Origin of the sequence: Neorhizobium alkalisoli, from assembly GCF_007829835.1 — a bacterium.
GTDB lineage: Bacteria > Pseudomonadota > Alphaproteobacteria > Rhizobiales > Rhizobiaceae > Neorhizobium.
Window position 1 is genome coordinate 724,403 of record NZ_VIWP01000001.1, and the last position, 13,706, is coordinate 738,108.

General features: G+C 60.3%; 12 protein-coding genes. 6 read left to right on the forward strand and 6 right to left on the reverse strand.

What is annotated here, in order from left to right; genetic code table 11:
- Nucleotides 1-27: 27 nt before the first annotated feature.
- Genes poxB through FHW37_RS03210 form a run of 4 tightly spaced genes read right to left on the reverse strand, consistent with a single transcriptional unit; the run spans nucleotide 28 to nucleotide 4,396 of the window.
- Nucleotides 28-1,755: a ubiquinone-dependent pyruvate dehydrogenase gene (poxB, locus tag FHW37_RS03195; protein ID WP_145632373.1), complete on the reverse strand. Its 1,728-nt coding sequence runs from the start codon at nucleotides 1,753-1,755 to the stop codon at nucleotides 28-30.
- A gap of 52 nt (nucleotides 1,756-1,807) precedes the next feature.
- Nucleotides 1,808-1,948, reverse strand: coding sequence for a DUF2474 domain-containing protein (locus FHW37_RS03200; RefSeq protein ID WP_145632378.1), 141 nt, complete (start codon nucleotides 1,946-1,948; stop codon nucleotides 1,808-1,810).
- Nucleotides 1,948-2,958, reverse strand: a complete 1,011-nt coding sequence (gene cydB / locus FHW37_RS03205) for a cytochrome d ubiquinol oxidase subunit II (RefSeq protein ID WP_145632381.1) — start codon at nucleotides 2,956-2,958, stop codon at nucleotides 1,948-1,950. The genes FHW37_RS03200 and cydB overlap by 1 nt, the downstream gene beginning before the upstream one ends.
- Nucleotide 2,959: 1 nt before the next feature.
- A complete protein-coding gene (locus FHW37_RS03210; protein WP_145632383.1) occupies nucleotides 2,960-4,396 on the reverse strand; it encodes a cytochrome ubiquinol oxidase subunit I in 1,437 nt (478 codons plus the stop codon).
- Between the two features lie 558 nt (nucleotides 4,397-4,954).
- Here FHW37_RS03210 and FHW37_RS03215 point away from each other — a divergent pair.
- The 6 genes from FHW37_RS03215 to FHW37_RS03240 all read left to right on the forward strand — a co-directional run bounded on the left by FHW37_RS03215 (nucleotide 4,955) and on the right by FHW37_RS03240 (nucleotide 11,766).
- Nucleotides 4,955-6,019 carry a sensor histidine kinase gene (locus FHW37_RS03215; RefSeq protein WP_186458122.1) on the forward strand — a complete coding sequence of 355 codons (1,065 nt, stop codon included), beginning with the start codon at nucleotides 4,955-4,957 and terminating at the stop codon, nucleotides 6,017-6,019.
- A 57-nt stretch (nucleotides 6,020-6,076) separates the two neighbouring features.
- Nucleotides 6,077-7,000, forward strand: a complete 924-nt coding sequence (locus tag FHW37_RS03220; RefSeq protein WP_145633820.1) for a helix-turn-helix domain-containing protein — start codon at nucleotides 6,077-6,079, stop codon at nucleotides 6,998-7,000.
- Between the two features lie 175 nt (nucleotides 7,001-7,175).
- Nucleotides 7,176-7,580, forward strand: coding sequence for a helix-turn-helix domain-containing protein (locus FHW37_RS03225; RefSeq protein ID WP_145632389.1), 405 nt, complete (start codon nucleotides 7,176-7,178; stop codon nucleotides 7,578-7,580).
- A 132-nt stretch (nucleotides 7,581-7,712) separates the two neighbouring features.
- A complete protein-coding gene (locus FHW37_RS03230) occupies nucleotides 7,713-8,825 on the forward strand; it encodes an HlyD family secretion protein (protein WP_145632392.1) in 1,113 nt (370 codons plus the stop codon).
- A complete protein-coding gene (locus FHW37_RS03235) occupies nucleotides 8,822-10,423 on the forward strand; it encodes an MFS transporter (RefSeq protein ID WP_145632393.1) in 1,602 nt (533 codons plus the stop codon). The genes FHW37_RS03230 and FHW37_RS03235 overlap by 4 nt, the downstream gene beginning before the upstream one ends.
- Nucleotides 10,424-10,530: 107 nt before the next feature.
- Entirely contained in the window at nucleotides 10,531-11,766 is a 1,236-nt protein-coding gene (locus tag FHW37_RS03240; protein WP_145632396.1) for a molybdopterin molybdotransferase MoeA, read from the forward strand.
- A 256-nt stretch (nucleotides 11,767-12,022) separates the two neighbouring features.
- On the opposite strand, the gene FHW37_RS03245 is transcribed toward FHW37_RS03240, so the two are convergent.
- Both FHW37_RS03245 and FHW37_RS03250 read right to left on the reverse strand, forming a co-directional pair.
- Nucleotides 12,023-12,859 (reverse strand): alpha/beta fold hydrolase, encoded by an 837-nt coding sequence (locus FHW37_RS03245; RefSeq protein WP_432442821.1) that lies wholly within the window; start codon nucleotides 12,857-12,859, stop codon nucleotides 12,023-12,025.
- 152 nt (nucleotides 12,860-13,011) lie between these two features.
- Nucleotides 13,012-13,527, reverse strand: a complete 516-nt coding sequence (locus FHW37_RS03250) for a Dps family protein (protein ID WP_145632402.1) — start codon at nucleotides 13,525-13,527, stop codon at nucleotides 13,012-13,014.
- Nucleotides 13,528-13,706: the final 179 nt, after the last annotated feature.

Consider the following 13,706-nt stretch of genomic DNA (forward strand, 5'->3'; position numbering starts at 1 on the left):
GGGTGTTCATGCGCTGAAAATATCGGATCATCTCTCAAGGAAGTTGGAGAGCGTCAGGTCGACGAGCTCGTCACCGCGGCCATTCATGACGGTGCGCAGCGCCCAGAGGCTGAAACCCTTGACCTGCTCCGCCTTGATCTGCGGCGGCATGGAAAGCTCCTGGGTATTGGTCACGACATCCAGCAGGGCAGGCCCGTCATGGGCCAGGATATCCTTGATGGCATCCTCCAGTTCCGACGGATCCTCGACACGAAGCGCATGAACACCGACGGACCGCGCGAAATCCGCGAAGTTCGGGTTCTTCAGCTCCGTTCCTGTCTCAAGGAAGCCGGATGCCTTCATTTCCATGGCGACAAAACCAAGCGTCGAGTTGTTGAAGATGATGATCTTCACGGGCAGATCCTGCTGCACGAGCGTCAGGAAATCGCCCATCAGCATCGAAAACCCGCCATCGCCCGAAAGGCTGATGATCTGCCGGCCTGGATAGGCAGACTGCGCGCCGATCGCCTGCGGCATGGCGTTGGCCATCGATCCATGGGCGAGGGAGCCGATCATCCGGCGCTTGCCGTTCATCTTCAGATAACGTGCGGCCCAGATCGTCGGCGTGCCGACATCGAAGGTGAAGACCGCATCTTCGGAAGCGTGATCGCTGACGAGCTTTGCCAGATATTGCGGATGGATCTTGCGGCCGGCCTTGCCGGTGGCAAGGTCATCCAGCCCGGCCCGCGCCTTGACGTAGCGCTCCTTGCAATAGTCGAGATAGGCCTTGTTCGGGTTTGCCTCGACCAGCGGGAAGACGGCCTCGATCGTCGACTTGACGTCGCCGACAAGAGCAAGGTCGAGCGACACGCGCCGGCCGAGATTTTCCGGGCGCAGATCCACCTGCACGACCTTGGCATGCGAGGGGAAGAACTGGCGATAGGGAAAGTCTGTGCCCAGCATGACGAGCGTATCGCAATCATGCATGGCGGCGTAGCCGGAGGAAAAGCCGATCAGGCCGGTCATGCCGACATCATAGGGATTGTCCCATTCGACATGTTCCTTGCCGCCGAGCGCGTGGACGATCGGCGCCTGCAGGCGTTCGGCAAGCTTCAGCAGCTCGGCATGGGCGCCCTGGCAACCGCGGCCGCAGAACAGGGTCGTCTTCGAGCTGCCATTGAGGATATCGGCGAAACGGACGATTTCGCTCGGCGGCGGCGTGACGGATGGCTGCGGCAGCGCGAATGTGGCCGGCTGGGAGATCTTGCCGCTGAACTCGGAAAGCGCCACGTCCCCCGGGATGACGATGACGGCGACGCCGCGCTTGCCGACCGCCGCACGGATCGCCGATTCCAGCACGCCCGGGAGCTGGTCCGGGTGGCTGACCATTTCGCAGAAATGGCTGCATTCGCGGAAGAGCTGGTCCGGATGGGTTTCCTGAAAATAACCGCGACCGATTTCGGCCGAAGGGATCTGGGCGGCGATGGCGAGAACCGGAACGCGCGAGCGATGGCAATCGAAAAGACCGTTGATCAGATGCAGATTGCCCGGTCCGCAACTGCCGGCGCAGACGGCCAGCTGACCGGTCAGATGCGCCTCGGCGCCGGCGGCAAAAGCGGCTGTTTCCTCATGCCGCGTGTGGACCCATTCGATATCCTTGCGAACGCGCAACGACTCCGTCAGGCCATTCAGACTGTCGCCAACGACGCCGTAGATGCGCTGTACGCCGGCGGCGTGAAGAATTTCGGTTATGACGTCTGCTGCCTTCGTGGCCATGGTCTACTCCTTGATAGGTCAGTCGGTGTTTTGGGGCGTGAATCCGGCGGGGCTATTCGGTCAGTCCCGCCAGGGACATGATGAAACGGAAGATCATGGCGAAGACGCCGAGGCCGATGACGGACAGGCACCAGATGGCGACCATCCATCCAAAGCGCTTGACCGGTCCGTGAACGAGGCTGCGGATCGCCATCAGTGATAGCCCTCGCCAACCGCCTGCTTGCCGCGGAACACGTAATAGGACCAGGCCGTGTAGACGAGGATGACTGGAATGATCAGGAGCGTGCCGACCAGAGCAAAACCCATGCTCTCCGGCGGAGCGGCGGCCTGCCAGATAGTGATCGACGGCGGGATGATATTGGGCCACATGCTGATCGCCAGCCCCGTATAACCCAGGAAGATCATCAGCAGCGCCAGAATGAAGGGGGCTGCATGCACCTCCCGGCTGCGCAGGACACGCAGGTGAAGCCAGGTCGCGCCCAGAACCAGAACGGGGACAGGGGCGAAATAGAAGAGGTTTGGAAAGCTCAGCCAGCGCGTGGCGACCTGCGGATGTTCGAGCGGCGTCCAGATGCTGACGATGATGATGATCGCGAGGAGCGCGATCGAAACCCACTGTGCCAGATCACGCATGCGGCGTTGCAGGTCGCCAATCGTCTTCATGATCAGCCAGGTCGACCCGAGAAGCGCATAAGCGACCATCAGGGCAAAGCCGGTAAAAATGCTGAACGGCGTGAAGCAGTCGAGTGCCGTGCCGGCAAAGGTCGTGCCGTCGAGTTCGAAACCGTTGATGAAGGCGCCGAGTGCGACACCCTGCGAGAAGGTCGCGATATAGGAGCCCCAGGCAAAGGCCTTGTCCCAGAAGGGCTTGTGCCGGTCGGAGGCCTTGAAGCGGAACTCGAAGGAGACGCCACGCCAGATCAGGCCGGCGAGCATGAACATCAGGGGCAGATAAAGCGCGCTGAGCAGGAAGCCGTAGGCCAGCGGAAAGGCTGCGAACATCGCCGCCCCACCCAGCACGAGCCAGGTCTCGTTGCCATCCCAGACCGGCGCCACGGTATTGACCATGACGTCACGCTCCTGGCGGTCGGAGACGAAGGGAAAGAGGATGCCGATCCCGAGATCGAAACCATCCATGATCACATACATCATGACGCCGAAGGCGATGATGACCGCCCAGATGAGGGGAAGATCGATACCCATCTCAAATCTCCGAGGTTTCGCGCAGCGGCGCGGGATTGATGGTGTCGGGAACGGCGGAGAAAGGTCTTGCGGGTCGGTGAACCTGCCCGCCATCCGGTGGCGACATGCTGCCGCGACCTTCGTCGGGTCCGTGGGCGACCATTTTCAGCATGAAGCCGATGCCGGTGCCGAAGATCAGGAAATACATGACGATGAACATGACGAGCGTGACACTCAGCGTCAGGACAGAATGGTTGGAGACCGCATCCTGGGTGCGCAGGATCCCGTAAACCACCCAGGGCTGGCGGCCGACTTCCGTGGTGATCCAGCCCGCGAGAACCGCGATCAGCCCGGCCGGCCCCATACAGAGCGCAAACAGCAGGAAAAGCCGGGTCTCGTAGAGCTTGCCGCGCCAGCGCTGGTATGCACCCCAGACGCCGAGGAGCAACATGGCAAGGCCGAGGCCGACCATGATCCGGAAGGTGAAGAAGATGATCGTGGAGTTCGGGCGGTCCTGCGGCGCGAACTCCTTCAGGCCGGGGATCTTGCCATGCAGCGTGTGGGTGAGGATCAGGCTGCCGAGAAACGGGATCTCGATCGCATATTTCGTCTCCTCAGCCTTCATGTCGGGAATGCCGAAGGCGATGAGGGGCAGGCTGGTGGCGTTCGGATCATTCTGCCAATGCCCCTCGATCGCGGCGATCTTCGCCGGCTGATGTTCGAGCGTATTGAGGCCGTGGGCGTCGCCGACGAACATCTGCACCGGCGCCACAAACAGCAGCATCCAGAGCGCCATGGAGAACATCTTGCGGATTGCCGGCGTCGAGCGGCCACGCAGGAGATGCCAGGCTGCGGCAGCGGCAACGAAGAGCGCCGTCGACAGGTAGGCGGCGAGCGTCATATGCGCCAGACGGAAGGGGAAGGACGGATTGAAGATGACGGCAAGCCAATCGGTCGGAACGACCCGGCCGTTGACGACTTCAAAACCCTGCGGCGTCTGCATCCAGCTGTTCGACGCCAGGATCCAGGTGGTGGAGATCAGCGTGCCCAGGGCAACCATCGCTGTTGCGAACATGTGCAGGCCGGGGCCGACCTTGTTCCAGCCGAACAGCATGACACCGAGAAAGCCTGCCTCGAGGAAGAAGGCGGTCAGGACCTCATAGGTCAGGAGCGGCCCGGTGATGCTCCCGGCAAACTGCGAAAACGCGCTCCAGTTGGTGCCGAACTCGTAGGCCATGACCAGACCGGAGACGACGCCCATGCCGAAATTGACGGCGAAGATCTTCGACCAGAAGTGGTAGAGCTCGACATAAACCGGATTGCGGCGGATCAGCCACAGCGCTTCGAGGACGGTCAGATAGCTGGCAAGGCCGATGGTAATGGCCGGAAAGATGATGTGGAACGAGACAGTGAAGGCGAATTGCAGTCGGGCAAGTTCCAAAGCGCTGAGACCCAACATCGAGGCACTCCTTCGCGTGAATGGCTTGTGGCGAGCGGGGATCGCTCGGTTGCTTGACACTCACGATCGGAGCATCTGCCATGACATTCGCGCTTAACAGGCTCAGTCGCAACTACACGTACGTATAGATCAGCTATGCAAAAATATGCGGCTCTGCGAATTGCCACGAAGACTGCAGCGACGGCGACAAGGCATCGGGCGGATATGAGATTGCGATGTGCCAGAGCCTTCCCGCCAGTCGGCATAATCCGCAGCTTTGAAGAATACGGCGGTCAGGCGCGCTCGATTTGAACAGACTTACCCTAAAATGCAGGGGGCGATACGCCGCGCATTGACTGCTGCAGTGCACAACGTCTTTTATTCTCGCTGCACGAAAACTTACGCACGGTGGTGAGTATGGTCGACGCGTTTTCTGGGTCGGAGAAGAATTCAGAGGGCGGACTCCGTGAGTATGGACAGAATGCAGCCGATCTGCTCGCTGCGGTCGTCCGATTTTCCGGAGCCGACAAGGGACTTCTGCTTCGCCCCGACGAAGACAGCTTTGTTGTTGAGACGTGGGTGGACGCAGACGACAGCGAAGCGCCTCTCGACGTCAGACCTTCCGTTGTTCTCGCGCCCTATCAGGTAAGGCTCGTCAAGCAGGTTGCCTCCCTGGGTAAAACGGTTTTTCACGGTGCTTCTAACGCGTCCCTCACCGCGACCGGCGCATCCGTATGTCTATGCGTGCCGATGGGACAGCCCGGAAACGTTTCTCACATTCTCTATCTGGAAACTGCCGATAGTAGCCGCGGCTTTCCACAATCGATCGTCCAGGCCATCGAGCTTTATGCACTGGCATTTGGGAAAGCCTTGCATATGCAGAAGGGCAGCGAACCGGTAATCAGCCCGGGCCAGGCGGACATATTTACCGGCATCGATCCGATCATTCTTTCGGGCATCGCGGAATCCATTGCGCTTGAGATCAATGACTCGCTTTCCGCAGTGGTCGCCCATGCCGGCGCGGGCCTTCAATGGCTCAACCACGAGACCCCGAAACTCGAAAGGGCGCGGCAATCCTTTCGAAAGATTGCCGCATCGACGTTTTCTGTCGGCAATATCGTCTCGGCCTATCGCTCGACCAGCAAGTCGGGTGGGCCTGCACTCGAACTCGTTGACGTCGGATCGATTGTCGCCGGCGCGCTCGAAGCTGCGTCAGTCGAGCTGGTTGCGGCCAATGTCAGAAGCGAATGCGATCTGTCGAAAGGAGCGATGATCTTCGCGGAGGCCAAACAGATCGAACAGGCGATCGTCACATTGATCAGCGTTGCGCTGGACGCAATGAAAGACGTACCGGAACCGCGCTGGCTTTCCATCTCCAGTACCGTGCAGGATAAACATCTGGTCGTCGCTTTTTCCGATAGCGGCCCCTCGATCCCGATCGAGGCGCGCGACGCGATATTTGACCCATCCTATTCGACCAAACAGGGCAGCCGCGGTATCAAGCTCGCTATCGCCCGAACGATCGCCCAGTTGCATGGCGGCAGCCTCGATATCGCACGTTCCAACGCTGATGGGACGACCATGCTTTTGAGATTGCCGGCGAAGTCGGCAGATGAAGTTTACACGCCTGATTGCCGATCATGATGCGGAGCAGGCGGAGAATTTAGGTTGCCCAAGGACCAATCTCTAGACAATCGCAACATGGAATATCTGCGCGTCCTGCGGACGCCACAGGTCGTTGCGTCGTCTCTCAGTGGCGGTCTGCTTTCGGCATCCAGAATCACGCGCGACACGCCCGGCCACGGCATGACCGATGACCATGTACCGGAAGACGCGTTCATGCTTTCCCTGCAGCGGCGTGATTACCAGGGCGCCTTGTGGGTTGATGGCAAACAGGTCGATTTCCGCGGCAGCCGGCGGGGAAATTTCACGCTCTACGACTATTCACGTGTCTGGCGAGCGGACCTGCAATCGCCGTTTGACTGCGTGAACTTCTACATTTCGAGGCGGGCGCTTTTTTCCCTGGAAGAGGAGATCGGCACGAAACCTCTGGAAGGTTTCGATATCGCGCCCGGTGCCGATATCAACGATCCGATCGTCCACAACATCGTCAATGCGCTCGTGCCGATCTTCGACGGTCGTTATGACACCAACCAGCTCCTGCTGGATTATGTCGGCACGGGGCTGCTCGTCCATCTGGCATCGACCTATGGCAGCGTCCATCGCCAGTCCCATATCCGTCGCGGCGGCCTGACACCGCTGCAATTGAACAGGGCGACAGCGCTTCTGGACGCCAATCTCCACGGACGATTGAACCTGTCGGATGTCGCCCGTGAATGCGGGCTCTCGTCCTCGTATTTCGCAAGGGCCTTCAAGGTCTCGACCGGTGGAACACCGCATCAGTGGCTCGCTCAGCGCCGCATCGACAAGGCGACCGAGCTGATGAGGAACTCGTCGCTGACACTGAAGGAAATCGCGGCCAGCTGCGGCTTTTCCGATCAGGCGCATTTCACACGAGTCTTCAGCGAAGCCAAGGGCATGCCGCCGGCAGCCTGGAGGCGCAATGTGATCCTCACACCCTCTTTCAGCCTCTACCAGGTTTCGCCGAAATTCCGGCCGAGCTGATCAGCAAGGCGTGATCCTGCCGCGCTCAGGCGGCAGACCGGCAGGCATTTCGTTTGCCTGTGCCTTTCAGGCAAAACGGTTTCGACAAGATACCGGCTTATCGCACGACCGGTTTCGCTCCAGATGGTTGTCGTCAACACCATGACGATCAAGCGAAACAGGCAGTGCAGGGCATATGTCGAACATCACTCGTGGCGGCCTGGCGCCACTTCGACTGAGCCGCGCCGTAACGCTGCTCGAAGACAGTCTGACCAACCGCATGACGCTTTTGCAGGTCGCGGGCGAATGTGGCTTGTCGCTGAGCTATTTCGCCAGAGCCTTCAAGGCTTCGACAGGCCTTTCTCCCTATCAATGGCTCGCGCAGCACAGGATCGACAAGGCGATACAGGCCTTGGAAAGCTCGATGCTTCCCTTGAGCGAAATCGCCACCCTCTGCGGATTTGCCGATCAGGCCCATTTTGCGAGAGCCTTCCGGAAAGCCAAGGGCGTTACTCCCTCCGCATGGCGCCGGGATGCCCGGGCTGACGAAGCGGACGAGAGCATGATCGACCTGGACAGGCGGCCATGGAAAACCGCCTAGGCACGGAGCCCTCTTCCTCCCCTACTGACGGTCTATGGACCTATTCATGCGTATAGTGTCCGGCACCCGTCCGGCTTGTTACCCTGCGCGCGAAAACAATTACTCCATCGAGCACGACAGGTTTCAACAGCGATGACCGACCAGACCAATACCGGGAGCGGTGACCCCACTGCGACCACGCAGCCGCCTTCCGCCATACTGGCGACGATCCGGCGCGTGGCGATCCCTTTCCTTGCGGTCATCATCGTTGGTGCAGCGGTCGCCTCGGCTATCATCGATTGGGATAGCTGGATTGCTGGCGCGTCCCATCAGTCGACCGACGACGCTATCGTCAATGCCGACATCTCGACGCTCAGTGCCCAGATCAGCGGCACGATCAGCAGCATTCCCGTCGCCGATTATCAGAGAGTCACCAGGGGCCAGTTGCTTGCCCAGATCGATCCCCGCAGTTACGAGGCCGCCGTCACGGTGGCAACCGCCAATCTCGCCTCGTCAAACGCCACGCTTGCAAATCTCGCCAACCAGATCGACTTGCAAAAGGCGGCAATAGAGGCGGCGGAAGCGCAGCATACATCGGCGCTCGCCCAGCAGACGCAAACATCGGAAGAGTATCAGCGCCAGCGTGATCTCGGCGGAGCGACGACGCAGCAGGCCCTGCAGCAGGCGCAGGCCGTGTCACTCCAGGCCGCCGCCTCCGTTCGGTCGACAGCAGCCGCCATCGCCCAGCAGCAGGCCCAGCTGAAAGTCCTGCAGGGACAGGAGCCTTTGCTTCGCGCTCAGGTCGCCGCCGCCCAAGGCAATCTCGATACAGCCAAAATCAACGAGGGTTATACCCGGATCTACGCTCCATTCGACGGAATGCTCGGCAGGCGGCTCGTTCACGAGGGTGATTTCGTCAGCGCCGGAACCGGCATTTTGGCGGAAGTGCCGCTGCCGAATGTCTATGTCACCGCGAATTTCAAGGAGACCCAGCTTTCGCGCATGTCGGCGGGCAACAAGGCCGAAATCAGGATCGATACCTTTCCGGGCCAAATGTTGCGCGGCACCGTGATCGATCTTTCACCGGCGAGCGGGTCGATCTTCGCCCTGCTGCCACCCGACAATGCGACAGGCAATTACACCAAGGTTGTCCAGCGGCTCCCGGTCAAGATCGCGATCGATGCGGACCAGCCATTGCTGCAGCGCCTGCGCCCGGGAATGTCGGCAACCGTGACCATCAATACGCCCGGCGACGGGCACCCATGACGACCGTCGTCCGCTCCTTCGGTCCGATCACCAGCGGAACCACGGTCGCCCGCCCGCTTCTGATCGTTGCCGCCCTGATCCTCGCATCCTTCGTCGTCGGTTTCGACACACGTGTCTTCGTGGTCGGCATGCCGGATCTGCGCGCGGCCTATTCGCTCAGCATCGACGAAGCCTCATGGCTGAGCACGATCGCCAACGCCCCGCAGATCCTGATCGCCTCCGGCGTTGCCTGGCTTGCGACCGTTTTCGGCGTGCGAAGGGTCATGATCCCGACGGCACTTGTCTATTCCGTCGTCTCGCTCGAAATCCCGCTGGTGAACGATGGACCGCTGCTCTTCGTGCTGCACGCGATAAGAGGGCTGCTGCTCGGCGTGTTCATCCCGGCGACGATCATGGTGATCTTCCGCAATCTCGACAAGAGATACTGGCTGATCGGCATCGCCATCTATGCGCTGCGTGTGCCCCTGTCGCAGAATCTCGGCTTTGTGCTGGTCGGCTTCTATGGGGACTATCTCGGCTGGCAGTGGATGTACTGGCAGGATGTGATCGTCGCACCGCTGATCGCGCTTCTGCTCTTCATCGCCGCTCCGAGGGAGCAGATCAATATCCGCCTGCTCGAAAATGCCGACTGGGGCGGAATGATGCTGCTCGGCTCGTCGATGACCATGCTCTATGTCGGGCTCGATCAAGGCAACCGGCTTGACTGGCTTCAATCGGGCACGATCATCGCGCTTCTTGCAGGGGGCTCGATCCTTGCCATCGGCTTCCTCATCAACGAAAGCCTTGTCGCGCATCCCTGGGCGCATTTCAGCGTTATCATGACCCGCAATATCGGGCTCGGATACGCCATCATCATCTGTTACGCCCTGTCGAGCGCTGGCGCATCGATTGCCATTCCCGGCTTCCTGCAGAACGTCGTCGGGCTGAGGCCCATTTCCATTGCGGGCCTCTATCTCACCGGCGCCGTCATTCCGGTCTTCCTGTTCATCACGATCGCGATCCTCCTGCTGCGCCGCTTCGATGCGCGGCTTTGCATCGTCCTTGGATTGGCGCTCATGGCGCTCGGATCACAACTGGGGTCAAAACTCACCCTCGCCTGGGCGCCGTGGAATTTCTTTCCGACGGTCATCCTCCACACGGCCGGCCAGTCCTTCGCCTTCTTCGCGACGGTCGTATACCTGATCGGCAATTCCGACCCGTCACGTTCGACGGCGGTATCGGCCTATATCCAGGTAGTGCGGCTCGGCAGCGTCGAGCTTGCGACAAGCATCCTTGCGACCCTGCAGAGACAGAGGGAGCAATATCACTCGGATATCCTGAACGGCCCGATATCGGCCACATCCCAGCCGCTGCATGCGGTTCTCGGCAAGCTGCAGCACCTGTTCGGCGCCGGCTCACGGGCGCATATCGAGGGGCTTGCCACCGTCGCAGGCCGTATCCGGAGCCAGGCGACCGTACTTGCCTATAGCGATCTTTTCGTCCTGTCGTTCTGGGCTGCAATCGGCGGCCTTGCGATTGCCGCTCTCATGGTCTCAATGCCCTATGGCCCGCTTCATCCGGACTTCACCAATCCACCGCCGGAAGAGCCAAAGAAATGATTGGAGGAGAGCTTCTCTCTTCTTTTCACTACCGGAACCATATACCGATCCGAATGGACACGGGCATCGCAAAAGCTTAGCGGAAGATCGTACAAGGCTCACCAAGCATGAAGACTGAAAGCCCCATACCGAAGACGCTATCGGAGGCCATCGACTTCATCGCCGGCTATATCGAAGCATTTCCGAGTTCCGTGGAAATGCCCCTCGCCGACGCAACCGGTCATGTGCTGGCACAGGATCTGACCGCACCGGCCAATCTCCCGCGCTTCGACAATGCGGCCATGGACGGGTTCGCGGTGCGATCGGCGGATCTTGCGGGCGGCGGCACCGGGGTTCAACTCAGGATCGTTTCGACGATTGCCGCCGGCCAGACCGGACAGCATGAAATAGGCCCCGGCGAAGCGGCGCGGATCACCACCGGCGCCATGATGCCAAAAGGGGCCGACCGCGTTGTCATGCAGGAAAATGCGAGGCTGGAGGGCAATCAGGTCCGTCTGTTCACCGCAAGCACCGACAAAGCCCATATCCGGCGTGCCGGCGACGATATCGCGCAATCGGATTTGATCCTGGAGGCCGGCACGATAATCGGGCCGGGCCAGATCATTCTTCTGGCGGCTCTCGGGTTCCAATCCGTCTCGGTCACGCCGAAGCCGAAGGTTGCGCTCCTGTCGACGGGGGATGAACTGCGCGATGCCCCTGCGCCGCTCATTCCCGGCCAGATCTATGACAGCAACCGGCCGATGCTGTCGATGATGCTGAAGGCGGCGGGCGCCGAGATTTCGGACCTTGGCATTATCGGCGACGACCCCGATCATCTGCTTCGCACTCTCGTCGGTGCCGCAGGTGACCATGATCTGATCATCTCATCCGGAGGCGCGTCTGCCGGTTTTGCCGATCACCTGACGCGGGCGGTGTCACAGCGCGGACATCTGGAATTCTGGAAGCTCGACATGCGGCCGGGCAAACCGATCGGTTTCGGGGATGTCGACCATTGCCCGATCCTGATCCTTCCGGGGAACCCGCTTGCGGCAGCGGCAGGATGCGCCGTCCTCGGTCGCCCTTTGGTCCATTGCCTTGCAGGGCGCAAGACCAGGCAGGATGGCTGGCTTCGCCTTCCGGTCTCGCGATCATTCTCCAAGCCACTGGGGCGAACGCATATCCTGCCCGGCCGGCTCGTCACCGATCCTTCGAAAGGGATGACGATCGCGGATCCACTGCCGGAGCGCGGCTCGGCCAGCCTTCACACGCTCTCGCAGGCCACGGTGCTGATCATGCTCGCAGGCCACCAGGCAAATGTGGATGCCGGCGATGTCGTTGATGTGCTGCCCTTGTGGCAAGCATAGGCCAAGCCCGGGTTCAGCCGTTCGGCGGCCTGATGAACAATGTCGGCAAAATCACCCAGCGAAATCCCGTCGGCCTTGAGCATCACACGGATCAACGGATCGGTCAGGATCTCGGAGAAGGTCAGTTCTTGGTCCATCATTCGCCTCCCGGGACTTAGGGGTTGAGGGTTTGTGCAAGCGGATTGCCGGATGCGTGAATGGCGGGCCTTTCGCCCGCCACCACTTTTCAATTGTTTTCGACGAAGAGGCCTCCGGTTTAGGCCTTGATGAAGGCCAGAAGATCCGGATTAATGACATCGGCATGGGTCGTCAGCATGCCGTGCGGGAAACCCTTGTAGATCTTCAGCGTGCCGTTCTTCAGCAGCTTGATCTGCAATTCGGAAGCATCCTGGTAGGGCACGATCTGATCGTCATCGCCCTGGGTGACCAGCGTCGGAACGGTGATTTTCTTCAGGTCTTCGGTCTGGTCGGTTTCGGAAAAGGCCTTGATGCCTTCGTAATGGGCGTTCGCGCCACCCATCATGCCCTGACGCCACCAGTTGTCGATCACACCCGGATAGACCTTGGCGTCCGGACGGTTGAAACCGTAGAACGGGCCGGACGCGACATCGAGGAAGAACTGGGCGCGGTTGGCGGCGAGTGCGGCACGGAAGCCGTTAAAGACTTCGATCGGCGTACCACCCGGATTGGAGGCGGTCTTGACCATCAGCGGCGGGACTGCCGAGACGAGAATGGCCTTTGCGACGCGGCCCTGCGGCTGGCCGTATTTCGCGACATAACGGGCGACTTCGCCGCCGCCGGTCGAGTGGCCGATATGGACGGCATTCTTCAGGTTCAGGTGCTCGACGACGGCATTGGCGTCGGCGGCATAATGATCCATGTCATGGCCTTCGGAAACTTGGCTCGAGCGGCCGTGGCCACGGCGGTCATGGGCGACGACGCGATAGCCGTTCGCAAGGAAAAACAGCATCTGGGTGTCCCAGTCGTCAGACGAGAGCGGCCAGCCATGGTGGAAGTGGATCGGCTGCGCATCCTTCGGACCCCAGTCCTTGTAAAAGATTTCAACGCCGTCCTTGGTTGTAACGTAGCTCATGGTTCTGTTTCCTTCTTTCAGGTGTTTTTTCGTGGCAGCCTGTGCCGGGGACGAAAAGGGAATGGTCATTGCAGCCGCCGTTGCAGCGCCGGAGATCAGGACGTTGCGGCGATTGATCGGAAAAGAATTGCTGATCATGGGATGTGGCCGTTTCAAACGTTGCGGGAGATTTCGAACAGGAACCAGACGCGGCGCTCGGCTTCGTCGACCCAGGTCTCGATGAGGCTCGTCGTTGCAACATCGTTGTGCTCGGATGCGGTGGCGTGCAGCTCGCGCAGGATGGAAACGAGCTGCAGATTGTCCTCGCGAAGCTCGGCCAGCATATCGTCCGGCGTAACGAAATCTGCGTCATTATCGGCGATGCGCTGGAGCCTGGCGGCATGACCGAGCGAACGGAGCGTCGTACCGCCGACCTTGCGGGCCCGCTCGGCAATCACGTCAGTCAGGGCAAGAAGCTCGTCGCCGTGTTCGTCGAGAAGCAGGTGATAGTCACGGAAATTGCGGCCGGACATGTGCCAGTGAAAATTCTTCGTCTTCAGGTAGAGCGCAAACACATCCGCCAGAAGGGCAGTCAGCGATGCAGAGATCTCCTGACGGGCAATCGCGCCAAGGTCGGAGGGAGTGGTGAGTGGCGAAAGGCGCCGGGTTGCAAGTGACGAGCTGGTCATGACGATCTCCAGATTGAGAGCTGTTTGCCGCCTGTGCGGAAAACCTGACTAAAACTACGAAAACGCCGTCATCCTGGATATCCGATTGAAGTATCGGCAGGCCTGCACCTTGGTATAGGGCGGCTCACACGAACGGCTTAAAGCAGGCCCTTTCGGTGCTATTTCTATCGTATTTTCAA